This is a genomic window from Pseudomonas sp. LBUM1670, assembly GCF_059695695.1.
Genome location: NZ_CP166783.1, coordinates 4,831,811 through 4,852,563, shown reverse-complemented (window position 1 = coordinate 4,852,563; position 20,753 = coordinate 4,831,811). Strand labels below are relative to the sequence as shown.

Genomic DNA, 20,753 nt, shown 5'->3' with positions numbered 1-20,753 from the left:
GTCGCTCATGCTCTGCCGAGAAGTAAACCTATTAAGACCCGTCCTCTTTCATGTGGGCGGTATTCTGGCGTTTTAGAGGTGAACAACGTGGAGCTTTTATCTGGCGGTGAGATGCTCGTCCGCTTTTTGCGTGACGAAGGCGTCAAATATATCTACGGGTACCCGGGTGGTGCTCTTCTTCATGTCTACGATGCCCTGTTCAAAGAACCGGAAGTGACCCACATCCTGGTTCGTCACGAGCAGGCTGCGACCCATATGGCTGACGGCTATGCCCGTGCCACCGGTAAAGCCGGCGTGGTACTGGTGACTTCCGGCCCGGGCGCAACCAACGCCATCACCGGTATTGCCACGGCCTACATGGACTCCATTCCGATGGTGGTCATTTCCGGCCAGGTGCCTAGCACCATGGTTGGCACCGATGCGTTCCAGGAAACCGACATGATCGGTATCTCCCGGCCGATCGTGAAGCACAGCTTCATGATCAAGCACGCCTCGGAAATCCCGGAAGTCATGAAGAAGGCGTTCTACCTGGCGCAATCCGGTCGTCCTGGTCCAGTCGTTGTCGATATCCCGAAAGACATGACCAACCCGGCCGAGAAGTTCGAATACATCTTCCCGAAAAAAGCCAAGCTGCGTTCCTACAGCCCGGCCGTTCGCGGTCACTCCGGGCAAATCCGCAAGGCAGCCGAAATGCTGTTGGCGGCCAAGCGTCCTGTGATGTACGCAGGCGGCGGTGTGATCCTCGGTGGTGGCTCCGCGCCGCTGACCGAATTGGCGAAGATGCTCAACCTGCCAGTGACCAATACCTTGATGGGCTTGGGTGCCTACCCTGGCACCGACCGTCAGTTCATCGGCATGCTCGGCATGCACGGCAGCTACACCGCTAACCTGGCGATGCACCATGCTGACGTGATCCTCGCAGTCGGCGCGCGTTTCGACGATCGCGTGATCAACGGCCCGGCGAAGTTCTGCCCGAATGCCAAGATCATTCACATCGACATCGACCCGGCTTCGATCTCCAAGACCATCAAGGCCGACGTGCCTATCGTCGGTCCGGTCGAGAGCGTCCTGACCGAAATGGTCGCGATCCTCAAGGAAATCGGCGAGACCCCGAACAAGGAGTCCGTTGCCAGCTGGTGGAAGCAGGTTGATGAATGGCGCGGTGATCGCGGCTTGTTCCCTTACGACAAGGGCGACGGCAGCGTCATCAAGCCGCAGACCGTCGTTGAAACCCTGTGCGAAGTGACCAAGGGCGATGCTTTCGTTGCCTCCGACGTGGGCCAGCACCAGATGTTCGCGGCGCAGTACTACAAGTTCAACAAGCCTAATCGCTGGATCAACTCCGGTGGCCTGGGCACCATGGGCTTCGGTTTTCCAGCGGCCATGGGCATCAAGTTGAGCTTTCCGGATGCTGATGTCGTCTGCGTAACGGGCGAGGGCAGTATCCAGATGAACATTCAGGAATTGTCGACCTGCCTGCAGTACGGTTTGCCGGTAAAAATCGTCATCCTGAACAACGGTGTTCTGGGTATGGTTCGCCAATGGCAGGACATGAGTTACGGCAGCCGTCACTCGCATTCCTACATGGAATCGCTGCCGGACTTCGTCAAACTCGCAGAAGCTTACGGTCACATCGGCGTGCGCATCACCGATTCGAAAGATTTGAAGTCGAAGATGGAAGAAGCGTTCGCCATGAAAGATCGTCTGGTGATCATCGATGTTTCGGTTGATACCAGCGAGCACGTCTATCCGATGCAGATCAAAGACGGCTCCATGCGCGATATGTGGCTGAGCAAGACGGAGCGTACTTAATCATGCGGCACATTATTTCCTTGCTTCTGGAAAACGAACCCGGCGCTCTGTCTCGCGTAGTCGGCCTGTTCTCGCAGCGCAACTACAACATCGAAAGCCTGACCGTGGCGCCGACGGAAGACCCGACCCTGTCGCGTCTGACGCTGACCACAGTGGGCCACGATGAGATCATCGAGCAGATCACCAAGAACCTGAACAAGCTGATTGAAGTGGTCAAACTGGTCGACCTGTCGGAAAGTGCTCACATCGAGCGCGAACTGATGCTGGTCAAGGTCAAGGCCACCGGCGCCCAGCGCGCCGAGATCAAGCGCACCACCGATATTTACCGTGGGCAGATCGTCGATGTCAGCGCTAGCGTGTATACCGTTCAATTGACCGGTACCAGCGACAAGCTCGACAGCTTCATTCAGTCCATTGGCACCGCGTCGATTCTGGAAACCGTCCGTAGCGGCGTAACCGGTATCGCCCGCGGCGACAAAGTACTCAGCATCTAAACCAAATTAGCGAATGGCCTGAACGGCCTGGATATATAGGGGAATTTCATGAAAGTTTATTACGAAAAAGACTGCGACCTGTCGATCATCCAGGGCAAGAAAGTTGCCATCATCGGTTACGGCTCCCAGGGTCACGCTCAAGCGTGCAACCTGAAAGACTCCGGCGTTGATGTCACTGTTGGCCTGCGTAAAGGTTCGGCGACTGTTGCCAAAGCAGAAGCTCACGGCCTGAAAGTGACTGACGTTGCTTCCGCTGTTGCTGCTGCCGACCTGGTCATGATCCTGACCCCGGACGAGTTCCAGTCCGCCCTGTACAAAAACGAAATCGAGCCGAACATCAAGAAAGGCGCCACCCTGGCCTTCTCCCACGGTTTCGCGATCCACTACAACCAGGTTGTTCCGCGCGCTGACCTCGACGTGATCATGATCGCGCCGAAAGCACCGGGTCACACCGTGCGTTCCGAGTTCGTCAAAGGCGGCGGTATCCCTGACCTGATCGCTATCTATCAGGATGCTTCCGGCAACGCCAAAAACGTTGCGTTGTCCTACGCTGCTGGCGTTGGCGGTGGTCGTACCGGCATCATCGAAACCACCTTCAAGGACGAGACCGAAACCGACCTGTTCGGCGAACAAGCCGTTCTGTGCGGCGGTACCGTTGAACTGGTAAAAGCCGGTTTCGAAACCCTGGTTGAAGCTGGCTACGCGCCAGAAATGGCCTACTTCGAGTGCCTGCACGAACTGAAGTTGATCGTTGACCTCATGTACGAAGGCGGTATCGCCAACATGAACTACTCGATCTCCAACAACGCCGAGTACGGCGAGTACGTGACCGGTCCGGAAGTGATCAACGCCGAATCCCGTCAGGCCATGCGCAACGCTCTGAAACGTATTCAGGACGGCGAATACGCCAAGATGTTCATCAGCGAAGGCGCAACCGGCTATCCTTCGATGACCGCCAAGCGTCGTAACAACGCCGCTCACGGTATCGAAATCATCGGCGAGCAACTGCGCTCCATGATGCCGTGGATCGGTGCCAACAAGATCGTCGACAAAGCCAAAAACTAAGTCGCGCACTTGTACGAAAAACGCGGCCTAGGCCGCGTTTTTTCGTTTGGGAGGCCGCTTCTGGTATAAAGCTGCATCGTTTGCGGCCGAACCGTCGTCCTCAGACACCTGTCGAAACTTTCCACCCCGTTGCAAGGTAATGTCCATGAGCGAACGTCCCGAAGAGCCAAACCAGGCTTCTGACGCCGAAAGCCTGCTGCCCATCGATGAACACATCGAAGAAGGGCATGACGCTGAAGGTCGTAAAGTCCGGCATCGTGGTATCTATCTTCTGCCGAATCTTTTCACCACTGCGAACCTGTTCGCAGGGTTTTACTCCATCATCAATTCGATGAGTGCCCAGAGCGCCTTGAGTGCCGGTGATGCGATTGGCGCGAGCAAGTATTTTGCGTTTGCCGCGATTGCGATTTTCGTTGCCATGGTGCTCGACGGTCTTGACGGTCGTGTTGCCCGGATGACCAACACGCAAAGTGCCTTCGGTGCCGAGTACGACTCGCTGTCCGATATGGTCGCCTTTGGTGTCGCACCGGCATTGCTGGCATTTGGCTGGGCCTTGGGCGACATGGGCAAGGTCGGCTGGATGGTCGCCTTCATTTATGTCGCTGGCGCTGCGCTGCGTCTGGCTCGCTTCAACACCCAGGTGGGCACCGCTGACAAGCGTTATTTCATTGGCTTGGCCAGTCCGGCAGCAGCGGGTGTGGTTGCAGGCATTGTCTGGGCATTCAGTGATTACGGCATCCAGGGCTCCAAGATGTCTTTCCTGGTAGCACTATTGGTCGCGGCCGCCGGCATGCTGATGGTCAGCAACATCAAGTACAACAGCTTCAAGGAGCTGGACCTGAAAGGGCGTGTACCTTTCGTGGCGATCCTTGCTGTCGTATTGGTGTTCGCCGTTGTGTTCAGCGATCCGCCGCGCATCCTGCTGCTGGTTTTCCTCGCCTATGCAGCATCGGGTCCGGTTCAATATCTGTTACGTCTTCGCCGGCACAAAAACACGTAATTTCCCTCATACTCCGCAGTCTATTGGTACATCTGTCCTCCAATGCTGCGGAGTTGCCATGCTGATCAAAGTCCCCAAGACGTCTGACTGCCGTGAGTCGGACGTTACGCCTGAATCCCTCTATCTATCTCGTCGAAATGTACTGGGTGCTGCCGTTGCCGGTTTGGCTGTGAGCAGCTTGCCGAGCTGGGTCAGCGCGGACGATGCCGCGCGCTATCCGGATGTCGAGCCCGGCAAGGCGCCTTCCTGGTTTGCCGGGAAACTTCCTTCTACCAAGTGGGGAGCGATCAACGTCAAGGATGAAGCGATCACGCCCTTCAACGATGCGACCCACTACAACAACTTCTATGAGTTCGGTACCGACAAAGGTGATCCGGCGGCCAACGCTGGTGCGCTGAAAACTGAACCCTGGAGCGTGGTGGTGGACGGGGAGGTGGGCAAGCCGGGTCGCTATGCGCTGGAAGACTTCATGAAGCCCTACCAGTTGGAAGAGCGTATTTATCGTCTTCGCTGCGTGGAGGCCTGGTCGATGGTCATCCCGTGGATCGGTTTTCCCCTATCGGCCTTGCTCAAGGAAGTAGAGCCGACCTCCAGGGCCAGGTTCATTCGCTTCGAAACCCTGCAGGATCCGAAGACCATGCCGGGGCAGCGCTCCGGTTTTGCCTTGATCGACTGGCCTTATGTAGAAGGGCTAAGGCTGGATGAGGCGATGAACCCGTTGGCCATTCTTGCGGTGGGCATGTATGGGCGCGAGTTGCCTAACCAGAACGGCGCGCCTCTGCGTTTGGTGGTGCCGTGGAAGTACGGCTTCAAGAGCATCAAGTCCATCGTGCGGATCAGCCTGGTCAGCGAACAGCCGAAAACTACCTGGCAGAGCATTGCTGCGGACGAGTACGGCTTCTATGCCAACGTGAACCCGACAGTCGATCATCCGCGCTGGACGCAGGCTCGGGAGCGGCGATTGCCGAGCGGTCTGTTCAAGCCCAATGTCCGCGACACTCAGATGTTCAACGGCTACTCGGATGAAGTCGCTTCTTTATATACAGGGCTCGATCTGCGGAAGAATTACTGATGCGATATCCGTTGTGGCGAGTGGGTGTCTTTATCGCAGCGGCGGTTTGGCCGTTGCTTTGGCTCTATCAGGCTTGGGCGGATGTGCTGGGGCCGGATCCGGGCAAGGTACTGGTTGATCGGTTGGGGCTGGGGACACTTGTGCTGTTGCTTATTGGTTTGAGCATGGCGCCTTTGCAGAAACTCACCGGGTGGGCGGGGTGGATTGCTGTCCGTCGGCAACTGGGGTTGTGGTGCTTCGCTTACGTGGTTCTGCATTTGAGCGGCTATACGGCGTTCATTCTTGGTTTCGATTGGTCCCAGCTGGGTGTCGAGTTGCGCAAGCGGCCGTACATTATTGTAGGGACGCTTGGCTTCCTTTGTTTGTTGGCGTTGGCGTTGACCTCCAATCGCTACAGTCAGCGACGTTTGGGGGCTCGCTGGAAAAAGTTGCACCGGTTGGTCTATATCGTTCTCGGGCTCGGATTGCTGCATATGTTGTGGATTGTGCGTGCTGATCTAAAGGAGTGGGCGGTCTATGCCTCTATTGGGGTGTTGCTATTAGTGCTGCGCTTGCCACCTGTAACCCGCCGAATTCCACGTTTAACCGCTAAAAAGTCATCTGCTGAAAGAAAAGCGTAATAAAGGGTTGACGGCAGATTCTGGAAGTCTATAATTCGCCCCACTTCCGGCGCAGTCGAAACGGAAAACTCCTTGGTAAACAAAGAGTTACGCAGTTTTCGGCAGCGAGTTGCTTCAGATCATCGAAGCCCAGAAGGAGTTGAAAGAGCGGTGTTGTTGGGCTCTTTTGACGATTCGATCGTCTCGGTCGAAAGCGGAGAAAAAGAGGTGTTGACAGCAGCGAGTAACGCTGTAGAATTCGCCTCCCGCTAACGAGAGATCGGAAGCGCAAGTGGTTGAAGTTGCAAAGGAAACTTTGAAAACTTCGGAAAATAACCGCTTGACAGATACAGAGGGCGCTGTAGAATGCGCGCCTCGGTTGAGACGAAAGATCTTAACCACCGCTCTTTAACAACTGAATCAAGCAATTCGTGTGGGTGCTTGTGGAGTCAGACTGATAGTCAACAAGATTATCAGCATCACAAGTTACTCCGCGAGAAATCAAAGATGTAACCAACGATTGCTGAGCCAAGTTTAGGGTTTCTTAAAAACCCAAAGATGTTTGAACTGAAGAGTTTGATCATGGCTCAGATTGAACGCTGGCGGCAGGCCTAACACATGCAAGTCGAGCGGTAGAGAGAAGCTTGCTTCTCTTGAGAGCGGCGGACGGGTGAGTAATGCCTAGGAATCTGCCTGGTAGTGGGGGATAACGCTCGGAAACGGACGCTAATACCGCATACGTCCTACGGGAGAAAGCAGGGGACCTTCGGGCCTTGCGCTATCAGATGAGCCTAGGTCGGATTAGCTAGTTGGTGAGGTAATGGCTCACCAAGGCGACGATCCGTAACTGGTCTGAGAGGATGATCAGTCACACTGGAACTGAGACACGGTCCAGACTCCTACGGGAGGCAGCAGTGGGGAATATTGGACAATGGGCGAAAGCCTGATCCAGCCATGCCGCGTGTGTGAAGAAGGTCTTCGGATTGTAAAGCACTTTAAGTTGGGAGGAAGGGCAGTAAATTAATACTTTGCTGTTTTGACGTTACCGACAGAATAAGCACCGGCTAACTCTGTGCCAGCAGCCGCGGTAATACAGAGGGTGCAAGCGTTAATCGGAATTACTGGGCGTAAAGCGCGCGTAGGTGGTTTGTTAAGTTGGATGTGAAAGCCCCGGGCTCAACCTGGGAACTGCATTCAAAACTGACAAGCTAGAGTATGGTAGAGGGTGGTGGAATTTCCTGTGTAGCGGTGAAATGCGTAGATATAGGAAGGAACACCAGTGGCGAAGGCGACCACCTGGACTGATACTGACACTGAGGTGCGAAAGCGTGGGGAGCAAACAGGATTAGATACCCTGGTAGTCCACGCCGTAAACGATGTCAACTAGCCGTTGGGAGCCTTGAGCTCTTAGTGGCGCAGCTAACGCATTAAGTTGACCGCCTGGGGAGTACGGCCGCAAGGTTAAAACTCAAATGAATTGACGGGGGCCCGCACAAGCGGTGGAGCATGTGGTTTAATTCGAAGCAACGCGAAGAACCTTACCAGGCCTTGACATCCAATGAACTTTCCAGAGATGGATTGGTGCCTTCGGGAACATTGAGACAGGTGCTGCATGGCTGTCGTCAGCTCGTGTCGTGAGATGTTGGGTTAAGTCCCGTAACGAGCGCAACCCTTGTCCTTAGTTACCAGCACGTAATGGTGGGCACTCTAAGGAGACTGCCGGTGACAAACCGGAGGAAGGTGGGGATGACGTCAAGTCATCATGGCCCTTACGGCCTGGGCTACACACGTGCTACAATGGTCGGTACAGAGGGTTGCCAAGCCGCGAGGTGGAGCTAATCCCACAAAACCGATCGTAGTCCGGATCGCAGTCTGCAACTCGACTGCGTGAAGTCGGAATCGCTAGTAATCGCGAATCAGAATGTCGCGGTGAATACGTTCCCGGGCCTTGTACACACCGCCCGTCACACCATGGGAGTGGGTTGCACCAGAAGTAGCTAGTCTAACCTTCGGGAGGACGGTTACCACGGTGTGATTCATGACTGGGGTGAAGTCGTAACAAGGTAGCCGTAGGGGAACCTGCGGCTGGATCACCTCCTTAATCGACGACATCAGCTGCTCCATAAGTTCCCACACGAATTGCTTGATTCATTGAAGAAGACGATAAGAAGCAGCCCGAAATTGGGTCTGTAGCTCAGTTGGTTAGAGCGCACCCCTGATAAGGGTGAGGTCGGCAGTTCGAATCTGCCCAGACCCACCAATTTTTGTGTGGGAACCTGTAGCAATACGGGGCCATAGCTCAGCTGGGAGAGCGCCTGCCTTGCACGCAGGAGGTCAACGGTTCGATCCCGTTTGGCTCCACCACTACTGCTTCTGTTTGTTGAAAGCTTAGAAATGAGCATTCCATGGTGATCATGGTGAATGTTGATTTCTAGTCTTTGGCTAGATCGTTCTTTAAAAATTTGGGTATGTGATAGAAAGATAGACTGAACGTTACTTTCACTGGTAACGGATCAGGCTAAGGTAAAATTTGTGAGTTTAATCGCGAATTTTCGGCGAATGTCGTCTTCACAGTATAACCAGATTGCTTGGGGTTATATGGTCAAGTGAAGAAGCGCATACGGTGGATGCCTTGGCAGTCAGAGGCGATGAAAGACGTGGTAGCCTGCGAAAAGCTTCGGGGAGTCGGCAAACAGACTGTGATCCGGAGATGTCTGAATGGGGGAACCCACCTAACATAAGTTAGGTATCTTAAGCTGAATACATAGGCTTAAGAAGCGAACCAGGGGAACTGAAACATCTAAGTACCCTGAGGAAAAGAAATCAACCGAGATTCCCTTAGTAGTGGCGAGCGAACGGGGACTAGCCCTTAAGTGGCTTTGAGATTAGCGGAACGCTCTGGAAAGTGCGGCCATAGTGGGTGATAGCCCTGTACGCGAAAATCTCTTGGTCATGAAATCGAGTAGGACGGAGCACGAGAAACTTTGTCTGAATATGGGGGGACCATCCTCCAAGGCTAAATACTACTGACTGACCGATAGTGAACTAGTACCGTGAGGGAAAGGCGAAAAGAACCCCGGAGAGGGGAGTGAAATAGATCCTGAAACCGTATGCGTACAAGCAGTGGGAGCCCACTTTGTTGGGTGACTGCGTACCTTTTGTATAATGGGTCAGCGACTTATTTTCAGTGGCGAGCTTAACCGAATAGGGGAGGCGTAGCGAAAGCGAGTCTTAATAGGGCGTCTAGTCGCTGGGAATAGACCCGAAACCGGGCGATCTATCCATGGGCAGGTTGAAGGTTGGGTAACACTAACTGGAGGACCGAACCGACTACCGTTGAAAAGTTAGCGGATGACCTGTGGATCGGAGTGAAAGGCTAATCAAGCTCGGAGATAGCTGGTTCTCCTCGAAAGCTATTTAGGTAGCGCCTCATGTATCACTGTAGGGGGTAGAGCACTGTTTCGGCTAGGGGGTCATCCCGACTTACCAAACCGATGCAAACTCCGAATACCTACAAGTGCCGAGCATGGGAGACACACGGCGGGTGCTAACGTCCGTCGTGAAAAGGGAAACAACCCAGACCGTCAGCTAAGGTCCCAAAGTTATGGTTAAGTGGGAAACGATGTGGGAAGGCTTAGACAGCTAGGAGGTTGGCTTAGAAGCAGCCACCCTTTAAAGAAAGCGTAATAGCTCACTAGTCGAGTCGGCCTGCGCGGAAGATGTAACGGGGCTCAAACCATACACCGAAGCTACGGGTATCACTTAGGTGATGCGGTAGAGGAGCGTTCTGTAAGCCTGTGAAGGTGAGTTGAGAAGCTTGCTGGAGGTATCAGAAGTGCGAATGCTGACATGAGTAACGACAATGGGTGTGAAAAACACCCACGCCGAAAGACCAAGGTTTCCTGCGCAACGTTAATCGACGCAGGGTTAGTCGGTCCCTAAGGCGAGGCTGAAAAGCGTAGTCGATGGAAAACAGGTTAATATTCCTGTACTTCTGGTTATTGCGATGGAGGGACGGAGAAGGCTAGGCCAGCTTGGCGTTGGTTGTCCAAGTTTAAGGTGGTAGGCTGGAATCTTAGGTAAATCCGGGATTCCAAGGCCGAGAGCTGATGACGAGTGTTCTTTTAGAACACGAAGTGGTTGATGCCATGCTTCCAAGAAAAGCTTCTAAGCTTCAGGTAACCAGGAACCGTACCCCAAACCGACACAGGTGGTTGGGTAGAGAATACCAAGGCGCTTGAGAGAACTCGGGTGAAGGAACTAGGCAAAATGGCACCGTAACTTCGGGAGAAGGTGCGCCGGTGAGGGTGAAGGACTTGCTCCGTAAGCCCATGCCGGTCGAAGATACCAGGCCGCTGCGACTGTTTATTAAAAACACAGCACTCTGCAAACACGAAAGTGGACGTATAGGGTGTGACGCCTGCCCGGTGCCGGAAGGTTAATTGATGGGGTTAGCTAACGCGAAGCTCTTGATCGAAGCCCCGGTAAACGGCGGCCGTAACTATAACGGTCCTAAGGTAGCGAAATTCCTTGTCGGGTAAGTTCCGACCTGCACGAATGGCGTAACGATGGCGGCGCTGTCTCCACCCGAGACTCAGTGAAATTGAAATCGCTGTGAAGATGCAGTGTATCCGCGGCTAGACGGAAAGACCCCGTGAACCTTTACTATAGCTTTGCACTGGACTTTGAATTTGCTTGTGTAGGATAGGTGGGAGGCTTTGAAGCGTGGACGCCAGTTCGCGTGGAGCCAACCTTGAAATACCACCCTGGCAACTTTGAGGTTCTAACTCAGGTCCGTTATCCGGATCGAGGACAGTGTATGGTGGGTAGTTTGACTGGGGCGGTCTCCTCCTAAAGAGTAACGGAGGAGTACGAAGGTGCGCTCAGACCGGTCGGAAATCGGTCGTAGAGTATAAAGGCAAAAGCGCGCTTGACTGCGAGACAGACACGTCGAGCAGGTACGAAAGTAGGTCTTAGTGATCCGGTGGTTCTGTATGGAAGGGCCATCGCTCAACGGATAAAAGGTACTCCGGGGATAACAGGCTGATACCGCCCAAGAGTTCATATCGACGGCGGTGTTTGGCACCTCGATGTCGGCTCATCACATCCTGGGGCTGAAGCCGGTCCCAAGGGTATGGCTGTTCGCCATTTAAAGTGGTACGCGAGCTGGGTTTAGAACGTCGTGAGACAGTTCGGTCCCTATCTGCCGTGGACGTTTGAGATTTGAGAGGGGCTGCTCCTAGTACGAGAGGACCGGAGTGGACGAACCTCTGGTGTTCCGGTTGTCACGCCAGTGGCATTGCCGGGTAGCTATGTTCGGAATAGATAACCGCTGAAAGCATCTAAGCGGGAAACTAGCCTCAAGATGAGATCTCACTGGGACCTTGAGTCCCCTGAAGGGCCGTCGAAGACTACGACGTTGATAGGTTGGGTGTGTAAGCGCTGTGAGGCGTTGAGCTAACCAATACTAATTGCCCGTGAGGCTTGACCATATAACACCCAAGCAATTTGACTACTCGAGAGAGCATCAGATTGCGGTGTGTGAAGACGCAATGAACCGAAAGTTCGAGAGCAACACACAAACTATCGCATACCCATTCGCTGGAGCGTGAACCTGCAAAGGCCCACGACCTGGCTCCCGAATTTCTTGACGACCATAGAGCATTGGAACCACCTGATCCCATCCCGAACTCAGCAGTGAAACGATGCATCGCCGATGGTAGTGTGGGGTTTCCCCATGTGAGAGTAGGTCATCGTCAAGATTAAATTCCGAAACCCCTATCTGCGTATGCAGGTAGGGGTTTTGTTTTGTCAGGAATAAAAGCCAGATCCTGTCCAGCACAAATTTGCACAGTTATTTTCGACTCATGACACTAGAATAGGTCGAACTTTTTCGGAGTCAGAGCCTTTATGCCAGATCCGGTTGACGCCTCCGGGCTGTCAGAATTACCGCTGGACGACTTGGTGGCGTGCCACGAGTGCGACTTGCTGATGCGTAAGCCCAAGCTCGCCCATGGCGAGAAAGCCCTGTGTCCGCGCTGCGGCTACGAGCTCTATGCTCATCGGCACAATGTTGTGCAACGCAGTCTCGCCTTGGTCATCGCCGCGCTGTTGTTGTACATCCCGGCGAACTTTTTACCCATCATGCAGCTCAATCTACTCGGACAGTCGTCACAAGACACTGTCTGGAGCGGCGTTGTCGGCCTGTTCGATACCGGGATGCAAGGTGTTTCGGTCGTCGTGTTTCTGTGCAGCATGGGAATCCCGCTACTCAAGCTGCTCTGCCAACTGGCCGTGCTGCTGAGTATTCGTTTTGATATTGGCCGAAGTTACGGGTTACTGCTCTATCGGATTTATCACCATCTACGAGATTGGGGGATGCTAGAGGTTTACCTCATGGGCGTTCTGGTGGCGATCGTCAAACTGGCAGATATGGCAGCAATGACTATCGGTCTCGGCTTGGCGTGCTTTATCGGTTTGTTGTTGGTCCAGGTTTGGCTGGAGGTTGTGATGTCACCTCATCAGATCTGGCAGGCTTTATCAGGAGAAGATGCCCATGCGGGCGATTGATGCAGGCATTCTGATTTGTACCGAATGCCATGAGTTGAACAAGCAGGACGCTGACGCCGACGAGCAGGTCTGTACCCGCTGTGGTGCGCTGGTTCATGCCCGCCGACCGAATAGCCTCGTTCGTACTTGGGCGTTGCTGATCACGGCGGCGATTCTCTACATTCCGGCCAACGTGCTGCCGATCATGACTGTCCGCTCTCTCGGTCACGGTGATCCAAGCACCATCATGTCCGGTGTGATCCAACTGGTGCAACACGGCATGATTCCAATCGCCGCCGTGGTTTTTATCGCCAGTATCCTGGTACCAACGTTCAAGCTCGTGGGCATCGCCTTGCTACTGTTTTCAGTGCAGCGCCGTCAGCCGCTTTCGGCACGCCAACGTATCTGGATGTACCGCTTTATCGAGTTCATCGGCCGCTGGTCGATGCTCGATATTTTTGTGATCGCCATCCTCGTGGCGGTCGTGAATTTTGGACGGCTTGCCAGTGTCGAAGCCAATCTTGGCGCCATCGCTTTCGCCACTGTGGTGATTCTGACGATGCTTGCCGCAGTAACTTTCGATCCCCGACTGATTTGGGATAACACGGAGTCGGACGACGACCATGACTGATTTGCCTACAGCGAAAACCCGACCGGCCTCGAACTGGTCCGCCATTTGGGTGTTGCCCCTGATCGCCCTGATCATTGGTGGCTGGCTCGGCTGGCGTGCCTACACCGAAACCGGCATCGAGATTCAGGTGCGTTTCGAAAGTGGTGAGGGCATTCAGGCCAACAAGACTGAAGTCGTTTACAAAGGCATGTCGGTCGGCAAGGTGAAAACCCTCACGCTCGACGACGAAGGCGCCTCCAAAGGAGTGATTGCCACCGTCGAGATGAACAAGGACGTGGAGCCATACCTGCGCACTAGCACGCGCTTCTGGCTCGTCAAACCGAGCGTGACCCTGGCCGGTATCACCGGGCTGGAAACCCTGGTCTCCGGTAACTATGTCGCGATCAGTCCGGGCGAAGGTGAGCCCACGCGCAAGTTCAAGGCGCTGGCCGAAGAGCCGCCGCTGTCCGACGCCCAGCCCGGTCTGCACCTGACCATCAAGGCTGATCGCCTCGGTTCGCTGAACCGCGGCAGTCCGGTGTTCTACAAGCAGATCAGGGTCGGCCAGATCAAAAGCTACCTGTTGTCCGAAGACCAAAGCACCGTTGAGCTCAAAGTGTTCATCGAGCCCACCTACGCCAAGCTGGTACGCAAACACACCCGTTTCTGGAATGCCAGCGGCATCAGCATCGACGCTAACCTGTCCGGCGTGAAAGTGCGCAGCGAATCCCTGGCCAGCATCGTCGCCGGCGGTATCGCGTTCGCCACGCCGGAAAACCGCAAGGATAGCCCGCCCACCGATCCGAGCCTGCCGTTCCGCCTCTACGAAGACTTTGATGCGGCCGCGGCCGGCATTCGAGTCAAGGTCAAACTCAGCGATTTCGAAGGTCTGCAGGCCGGTCGCACGCCGGTGATGTACAAAGGGATTCAGGTTGGCAATCTGAAAGCGCTGAAGGTCGATCCTGATTTGTCTAGTGCGACTGCCGAATTGACCCTTGATCCACTGGCTGAAGATTATCTGGTCGAGGGCACTCAGTTCTGGGTGGTCAAACCGTCGATCTCCCTCGCGGGTATCACGGGGCTCGAGGCGCTGGTCAAAGGTAACTACATCGCCGTGCGTCCCGGCGATAAAGGCGCAGCGCCGCAACGCGAATTTGTGGCACGGGCCAAGGCGCCGCCGCTGGACTTGCGATCGCCGGGCTTGCACCTGGTGTTGTTCACCGAGAACCTGGGTTCACTGGAGGTCGGCAGCCCGATCCTCTACAAGCAGGTCAAGGTCGGTTCGGTACAGAGCTATCAGTTCTCGCGCACCAAGAAACAATTGGTGATCGGCGTGCACATCGAGAAGGAATACGAAGGGCTTGTTAACGCCTCGACCCGTTTCTGGAACGCCAGTGGTATTACGCTCACGGGTGGGCTGACCGGTGGAATCCAGGTCAAAAGTGAGTCGCTGCAAAGCCTGATGGCCGGCGGTATTGCCTTCGAAACCCCGCAAGCCAAAGCGCCATTGCAAAAACGCATTCCGCGTTTCCGTCTGTTCGCCAGCCATGACGAGGCTAACCAGAAAGGTGCCGTGGTCACGATCAAGGTCGATCGCGCTGATGGCTTGCGCAGCGGCACTCCTGTGAGATTCAAAGGCCTGGATGTCGGCAAGGTTGAAGACGTCGACCTCAGCGATGACCTGCAATCGGTGTTGCTCACCGCGCGGATCACCGAAGTGCCGGAGCGCATTGCCCGGGAAGGCAGTCAGTTCTGGGTGGTCAAACCCGAGCTGGGTCTGATCAAAACCTCGAACCTCGAAACCCTGGTGACTGGTCAGTACATCGAAGTGCAGCCAGCAGCGAAGAACCTTGGTCCGCAGAAAAACTTCGTGGCTCTGGCCAATCCGCCGGAGGCCTTCAAACAGGAAGCCGGTTTAAGCCTGGTCCTGAGCGCCGCTCGCCGTGGATCGTTGAAAACCGGTGTGCCGGTGACGTATCGCGAGGTCACCGTGGGTAAGGTGACGGGTTATGAACTCGGCCAGACCGCTGACCGTGTTCTGGTGCACATTCTGATCGAACCGAAGTACGCGCCATTGGTGCGCAGCGGTTCACGTTTCTGGAACACCAGCGGTTTTGGTTTCGACTACGGTTTGTTCAAAGGTGCGACGGTGCGCACTGAATCGCTTGAGACGCTGATTCAGGGTGGCATCGCTTTCGCCACCCCGGATGGTGATCGCATGGGCAGCCCGGCACGGTCTGAGCAGACGTTCCCGTTGTTCGACAAGTTTGAAGATGAATGGCTGACCTGGGCGCCGAAGATTTCGCTCGGTAAATAGTTTATTGGCGTCAGGGATGACGCTTTCGCGAGCAAGCCCGCTCCCACAGTGATTTGATGTGAACACAAAATTTGTGATCAACACCGAACCTTGTGGGAGCGGGCTTGCCCGCGAAGAGGCCCTAAAGTCCACAACAAATCCCACGCCATAAAAAAGGCCGCAATCCATTTGGATCGCGGCCTTTTTTATTGCTCAGGATTAAGTCAAATCAAACCGCATCCAGCTCCGGTTCATCCGCCTCTACGCTAACCACAGCCTTCACCTCATCGTGACGACGGATGTACTTCCAGTCCGCTTCATCAATGTAGATCCCGTTCGGCCCGCTGCCACCTTCCAGGTCAATAGCAACACTGGCGCAAACCTGCGGCTTCACACTGGCCAGAATCGGCACGAAGCCCAGTTGCAAACTGGTTTCCAGCAGTGCTGCCTGGTTCTTCTCGTCAATGTCCGCGGCCTCGTCGAGGTAGTACGGCAGACGTACGCGGCCGGCCTGGTCGCGGTCCATCAAGTGCAGCAACAAGTACATGTTGGTCAGCGCCTTGATGGTCATCGTCGTGCCGTTGGACGCGGCGCCGTCGATGTCGGTGTGGATAACCGGCTGGCCGTTGACCTTGGTGATCTCGAACGCCAGTTCGAACAAGTCCTTGAGACCAAGCTGGTTGTGGTTCGCCGCCACCAGCCGTGCCAGGTATTCCTTGGCTTCTTCGTTTTTGTTGTCCTGATCGGCGCTTTGGCTCAGGTCGAACACGGAAAGGGTTTCGCCTTCTTCGTACTGACCGGCGCTATGGATGATCTGGTCGATGTGCTTCAACGCTTCCTTGTTCGGCGCGAGCACGATACGGAAGCTCTGCAGGTTGGAGACCTGACGCTTGTTGATCTCGCGGTTGAACAGCGCCAGTTGGTGTTCGAGGCTGTCGTAGTCGCTGCGGATGTTGCGCAGGGTCCGGGCGATGTCGGTGACCGCCGCACGGCGCGCCTTGCCGAGGGTCAGTGCTTCGTCGGTGCGGTGCGCATACGCATTGATCAGCAGTTGCAGGCGACGCTCCATATCGTCTTCGCTGTCGAACTTGGCTACGCCTTTGAGGCGCACCTGAGCGTACAGCGCGTCGATCTGACCGTCGCTGCGCAACAAGCCCTGCCAACTGTCCTGATAGTCATTGAGCAGCGGCAGCAGGTTGTCCATGGAATCGTCGATCGGGTCCATGAACGGCGTGCCGAACGGCATGTCTGCCGGCAACAACTGACGGCGGCGCAGGGCGTCGTCGAGGGTGCGTTGCTTGGCTTCCATGTCGCCGATCTGCCGGCCGACCAGTTGCAGCTTGGCCGACAGTTGCTGGACGCGCTCGGTGAAGGCATCGCTGGAGCGCTTCAATTCGTCCTGCGCCGCTTCCATCTGCGCCAGTTGCTCAAGTTTGTCGCCTTCTTCCGCACTCAGCGTTTGCGAGCGACGGAAATCTTCCAGGGCTTTCTGCGCATCCAGCACTTGCTGGTACAGCGCTTCGGTCTGGGTCTTGCTCGCGGCGCGGTCGGCTGCAACGGCCTGCTGGGTTTTCAGTTGCTTGAGTTCTTTTTCCAGCCGCTCTTTCTGGTCGCGCAATGCCGCGCGGTCAGCCAGGGCCTGCAACGCTGGAGGCTCGATGTGCGAGAGGTCGATGGACAGGCCCGGCACTTCAAAGCGCTCGCCTTTGAAACCGTCGAGGATCAGCTCCATGGATTTGACCCACTGACCGTCCTCGTCCAGCGCAATCCCGTGTTCGCCCAACGGCAGGCTGAACAGCGCGCTGTTGAACAGGCGCATCAGGCGCTCGACATCCTGTTGCGAAAACTCTTCGCGCAGGCGGGCGTAGCTGTTGTTGTCGGCATGATCGAGTTGTTGCTTGACCGACTTCAGGCGTTTTTCCAGATCCCGCAGACGTTCTTCCAGATCTTCGGCAGAGAACTGCCGCGACTGCGCCAACGCACCGGCCAGTTCATCGTGAGCATCCTTGGCCGCGAGCAGTTGCTGCTCAAGCACCTTGACGTCATCGACCAGCGCGAAGCGATTCTTCAGCGCCGACAGTTCACCGAGCCAGCGCTGGATGCCGGTGATTTCCCGCTCCAGACGCATCAGTTCCTGAGTGCCGCCGCGCTGATCGTTTTGCAGCGCGTCCTGTTCGTTGCGGTAATGCTCAGCCTGAATCGTCAGCTCTTCCTTGCGTGCACTGGCGTAGTCCGACCAGGTGCCGAGCAGGGAGTCGAGCAACGGCGAGATCCGGTGTAGCTTGCCACGCAAGATATTGCGCTGGGTCACGCCTGCTGCGAGCGCTTCAACCAACGGGCCGGCGGTGACCAGCGAGTTGTAGTCCTGCTCCATGCGTCGTACATCGCGGAACGCTTCTTCGCACGCGGCGATGTAATCGACGCTGCCGGAACGCAGGCTGTGTTCGAACGCATCGAGGAACAGTTGCTTGAGCTTGGCCGCGGTGATTTCGCGCATGTGCAGCAGGTTGATGAACAGGGCGCGGAAGGTCTTCAGGCTCTGTTCGCTGGTAGAACGCAGCGGAATCAGGGTCAGGTCCAGCGGGATCGACGTGTGGCCGCCGACCAGCAAGCGACGCAGTTCATCCGGCTTGAGCTCGTAGGCTTTCAGGCCTTCGCGTTCAAGGTTGTTGAACAGCTCTTTCTGGCGTAGGCAGGTATCGTTTTTCTGGTAATGAGCCAGATCCAGTTTGCCAGCGTAGGCAAAGAACTGGTGACCGAATCCACCGCCCGGGCCGCGACCGACCACGCCGATCACGTGCGGGCCGTGGGGCAACGAGACTTCGACCAGAATGTAACTGGTATCCGAGGCGAAGTAGAAACGACGGGATTGTTCCAGGCTGTACTTGCCAAAACTCATGTCCGACATGCGCGCCAGAATCGGGAACTGCAAGGCGTTGATCGAGGCGGATTTACCGAGGTTGTTCGCGCCGTAGACCGACAGCGGTTCTTCCAGAGGAAACAGGCCGAGGCTGTAACCGGCGGTGTTCAAAAGGGCAAAGCGGCGAATGCCGTAGCGTTCCTTGCTCATGCGTCGGTCTCCTGTTCTTCGGCAATGGCGCGGGCCATGGCGTCTTCTTCGCTTTCTTCTTCGAAGTCACTGAGGTCCAGCGGGTCATCGGTTTGCAGCAGATTTTCGTCGCTGTCGTCGTCGATCAGCACGGGAGCCGGCAGTGGCAGCACGCTGTGCAGGCTGGCGGCCAGGTCACGGTCCTGCTGAACCGACAGGCAAACATCGAGGAAGCGGTGCATCGGTGGCAGGAAACGATAGATGCCGTTTTCTTCACCGGCGAAACCGAGCTGAGTCATGCGGCGCATGATTTTTTCTTCGAGTTCTTCGACCGTCTGCACTTCCGCCTGGATGAACAGGTCGCGGTACTTTTCCAGCAATGAGGGCAATTCGTCGCGACCGAGGCTGCCACCGTCGAGCACGGCAATCGGGTCACGGCCCTGATCCGCCAGATGCTCGACGAGGATGAAGGTGAACAGCGCCAGACGCTGCGCGGTCTTGTTCACCGCCGCCGCAGCGAGGTCCGGTACGAAGTAGTAAAAGCCCCGGGTGTCGCAGACCAGTTCAAAGCCCAGCGCCTTGAACAGCGTGCGGTACTGGTCCTGGAAGTTCGACAGTTGCGCGTACAGCTCCGGATCGCGGCGGCTGACGTGGTAGCCCTTGAACAGCTCGCGAAAGATCGGTGCCAATTGGGACAGTTCGGATAGATCAAGATGCATGTGGAGTGCTCGCAGAATCCTCGGCGGCGGTGTCGCGGGCCGAGAGCAGGGCGAAGGAGCGCAGGCTGACCTGATGCTCATGAGTGTGGTAATCGCGGCGTTCCAGACGCTCGCGCTTGAAGCGTTTCTCACGCGACAGGCGCGAGAACCAGTAGAGCAATTCGTCGGTGGCGCCGTCCGGTTCCTGCTCCAGCAACCAGGTCATCAGGTCCGGCATCGGCAGGGCGTCTTCGCAGCGTTCGAGCATTTCGCGAACGGTGCGTGGCGCGCGCGGGGCTTCGCCTTTCTGGGCCTTGTGCGCTTTCGGAAAACGCGCCGGTTTAGGCTCGAATCGGGCCAGTGCGTACACATAGGCTTCGACCTGACTGGCGCTGCCGAGGAAGGTGCTTTGCGGCCGGGTGAACATCGGCATCGCCGCCTGCGGCACCGCATCGAGGCCTTTGCGGCGGATAGCCGCGAGGGCCAGCGCGGCGCCACGGGTCACGGCGTTATGCCGGCGCGCTTCTTCACGCAGTGGCAACAGCAATTCGCGGGCATGACGCAGGGTCAGCTGGGCGCTGGTCTGCATTTCGAGGATGCGCGCGTGGGTGCGCAGCAGCATGTCGTCGTCGACCAGATGGCCGAGGCGTTGCTGCTCGGTGAGCATTTTCAGCAGTACATTCTCGACTTTGCGTACGCCTTGCTCGAAAGCGCCATCGGCGTTCACCAACTGAATCATCGGTTCGACGTATTCGTCCCAGGTCGCCAGCACTTCGGCGTAACGCTGACGCAGCGGAATCTGCCGGTCGCTGGTCTTGGCGCGTTCGGCGACGGCCACCAGGGCCTGTTCGTCGTTGGCGAGCTTCTTCAGCACATCGCGCACGCGCATGTCGAGCAGACGCAACTGGCGCGCCAGGTCATTGCCGTCGCGAATGTCGAAGGCGTCCTGGATGTAACCGGCCAGGCGTTCGAGGTGGCGCAGATAGGCTTCGATTTCCAGGCAAAGGCCAAGACGGTGCTCACGGCGCAGGTAAGCGAGAAAGTCGTGGATCTGTGCGTTGAGCTCGAAACGGTTCGGGCTTTTCGCCACGGGAACCAGAATGTCGAGGCGAATCCACACGTCCAGCAGGCTGGTGATGTCCTGCGGCGTACTGTCGAGTTGCTGGGCGGCCAGTTGCGTGCGCAGTTCGTTGAGGCTCAGTGTGCCTTGGTCGAAATGCTCGCACAGTGGCTCCAGAAGTGCCCAGTGTTCAGCGAGGGCGCGCAAGACGCGCTTGGGTTCGATCATCGGAATGGCCGGCTGGTTGGCGATTAAAAGCCGCGATTGTACTGCATCGGGGCCGATGCGATTCACTCTCGGGACGGGCTGTCGCCATTTTTCATAGGTGGAAAGACTATCGGTGAAGTCTATCGATCAACAGCGCGGGCGATCTTGAGCGAAGGGCGGTAGAATCACCGCACTTTAGTTATCCACAAGTGGCCGACCTTTGCTAATCGAGTCCCGTCGTC

General features: G+C 56.2%; 12 protein-coding genes, 2 tRNA genes and 3 rRNA genes. 14 read left to right on the top strand and 3 right to left on the bottom strand.

Annotated features, from left to right (window positions below; translation table 11 throughout):
• Positions 1-87: 87 nt before the first annotated feature.
• The 14 genes from ACA073_RS22135 (at position 88) to ACA073_RS22070 (ending at position 15,518) form a co-directional block, all read left to right on the top strand.
• Positions 88-1,812, top strand: coding sequence for an acetolactate synthase 3 large subunit (locus tag ACA073_RS22135; protein WP_497399483.1), 1,725 nt, complete (start codon positions 88-90; stop codon positions 1,810-1,812).
• 2 nt (positions 1,813-1,814) lie between these two features.
• Entirely contained in the window at positions 1,815-2,306 is a 492-nt protein-coding gene (ilvN, locus tag ACA073_RS22130; RefSeq protein ID WP_003205610.1) for an acetolactate synthase small subunit, read from the top strand.
• Positions 2,307-2,354: 48 nt separating this feature from the next.
• Complete coding sequence (gene ilvC, locus ACA073_RS22125; protein ID WP_007948647.1) at positions 2,355-3,371, top strand: ketol-acid reductoisomerase; 1,017 nt, start codon at positions 2,355-2,357, stop codon at positions 3,369-3,371.
• 145 nt (positions 3,372-3,516) lie between these two features.
• Positions 3,517-4,371 (top strand): CDP-diacylglycerol--serine O-phosphatidyltransferase, encoded by an 855-nt coding sequence (gene pssA / locus ACA073_RS22120; protein WP_497399481.1) that lies wholly within the window; start codon positions 3,517-3,519, stop codon positions 4,369-4,371.
• Positions 4,372-4,429: 58 nt separating this feature from the next.
• A complete protein-coding gene (msrP, locus tag ACA073_RS22115) occupies positions 4,430-5,443 on the top strand; it encodes a protein-methionine-sulfoxide reductase catalytic subunit MsrP (protein WP_497399479.1) in 1,014 nt (337 codons plus the stop codon).
• Positions 5,443-6,063, top strand: coding sequence for a protein-methionine-sulfoxide reductase heme-binding subunit MsrQ (gene msrQ, locus ACA073_RS22110; protein WP_497399476.1), 621 nt, complete (start codon positions 5,443-5,445; stop codon positions 6,061-6,063). Before msrP ends, msrQ begins: the two co-directional genes overlap by 1 nt.
• 543 nt (positions 6,064-6,606) lie before the next feature.
• Positions 6,607-8,143, top strand: a 16S ribosomal RNA gene (locus ACA073_RS22105).
• A gap of 82 nt (positions 8,144-8,225) precedes the next feature.
• Positions 8,226-8,302: transfer RNA gene (locus tag ACA073_RS22100), tRNA-Ile, on the top strand.
• A 28-nt stretch (positions 8,303-8,330) separates the two neighbouring features.
• Positions 8,331-8,406, top strand: a tRNA-Ala gene (locus ACA073_RS22095).
• A 236-nt stretch (positions 8,407-8,642) separates the two neighbouring features.
• Positions 8,643-11,534, top strand: a 23S ribosomal RNA gene (locus ACA073_RS22090).
• A 154-nt stretch (positions 11,535-11,688) separates the two neighbouring features.
• Positions 11,689-11,804: ribosomal RNA gene (gene rrf, locus ACA073_RS22085) — 5S ribosomal RNA — on the top strand.
• Together the 16S, 23S and 5S rRNA genes with 2 tRNA genes alongside form the textbook arrangement of a ribosomal RNA operon.
• A gap of 148 nt (positions 11,805-11,952) precedes the next feature.
• A complete protein-coding gene (locus ACA073_RS22080) occupies positions 11,953-12,612 on the top strand; it encodes a paraquat-inducible protein A (RefSeq protein ID WP_497399474.1) in 660 nt (219 codons plus the stop codon).
• Positions 12,599-13,222 (top strand): paraquat-inducible protein A, encoded by a 624-nt coding sequence (locus ACA073_RS22075; RefSeq protein ID WP_497399472.1) that lies wholly within the window; start codon positions 12,599-12,601, stop codon positions 13,220-13,222. The genes ACA073_RS22080 and ACA073_RS22075 overlap by 14 nt, the downstream gene beginning before the upstream one ends.
• Complete coding sequence (locus ACA073_RS22070; RefSeq protein WP_497399470.1) at positions 13,215-15,518, top strand: PqiB family protein; 2,304 nt, start codon at positions 13,215-13,217, stop codon at positions 15,516-15,518. The genes ACA073_RS22075 and ACA073_RS22070 overlap by 8 nt, the downstream gene beginning before the upstream one ends.
• Positions 15,519-15,726: 208 nt before the next feature.
• On the opposite strand, the gene mksF is transcribed toward ACA073_RS22070, so the two are convergent.
• The 3 genes from mksF to mksB are packed head-to-tail and all read right to left on the bottom strand — an operon-like array spanning position 15,727 to position 20,532.
• Positions 15,727-18,567: an Mks condensin complex protein MksF gene (gene mksF, locus ACA073_RS22065; protein ID WP_497399468.1), complete on the bottom strand. Its 2,841-nt coding sequence runs from the start codon at positions 18,565-18,567 to the stop codon at positions 15,727-15,729.
• On the bottom strand, positions 18,564-19,265 hold the full coding sequence (mksE, locus tag ACA073_RS22060) for an Mks condensin complex protein MksE (protein WP_497399466.1): 702 nt from the start codon (positions 19,263-19,265) through the stop codon (positions 18,564-18,566). Before mksE ends, mksF begins: the two co-directional genes overlap by 4 nt.
• Positions 19,255-20,532: an Mks condensin complex protein MksB gene (mksB, locus tag ACA073_RS22055; RefSeq protein WP_497399464.1), complete on the bottom strand. Its 1,278-nt coding sequence runs from the start codon at positions 20,530-20,532 to the stop codon at positions 19,255-19,257. Before mksB ends, mksE begins: the two co-directional genes overlap by 11 nt.
• Positions 20,533-20,753: the final 221 nt, after the last annotated feature.

Coding starts and splice junctions, on each gene's coding strand:
- ilvN (WP_003205610.1), top strand. CDS start 1,815: ATGCGGCACATTATTTCCTTGCTTCTGGAAAACGAACCCGGCGCTCTG.
- ilvC (WP_007948647.1), top strand. CDS start 2,355: ATGAAAGTTTATTACGAAAAAGACTGCGACCTGTCGATCATCCAGGGC.
- pssA (WP_497399481.1), top strand. CDS start 3,517: ATGAGCGAACGTCCCGAAGAGCCAAACCAGGCTTCTGACGCCGAAAGC.
- msrP (WP_497399479.1), top strand. CDS start 4,430: ATGCTGATCAAAGTCCCCAAGACGTCTGACTGCCGTGAGTCGGACGTT.
- msrQ (WP_497399476.1), top strand. CDS start 5,443: ATGCGATATCCGTTGTGGCGAGTGGGTGTCTTTATCGCAGCGGCGGTT.
- ACA073_RS22080 (WP_497399474.1), top strand. CDS start 11,953: ATGCCAGATCCGGTTGACGCCTCCGGGCTGTCAGAATTACCGCTGGAC.
- ACA073_RS22075 (WP_497399472.1), top strand. CDS start 12,599: ATGCGGGCGATTGATGCAGGCATTCTGATTTGTACCGAATGCCATGAG.
- ACA073_RS22070 (WP_497399470.1), top strand. CDS start 13,215: ATGACTGATTTGCCTACAGCGAAAACCCGACCGGCCTCGAACTGGTCC.
- mksF (WP_497399468.1), bottom strand. CDS start 18,567: ATGAGCAAGGAACGCTACGGCATTCGCCGCTTTGCCCTTTTGAACACC.
- mksE (WP_497399466.1), bottom strand. CDS start 19,265: ATGCATCTTGATCTATCCGAACTGTCCCAATTGGCACCGATCTTTCGC.
- mksB (WP_497399464.1), bottom strand. CDS start 20,532: ATGATCGAACCCAAGCGCGTCTTGCGCGCCCTCGCTGAACACTGGGCA.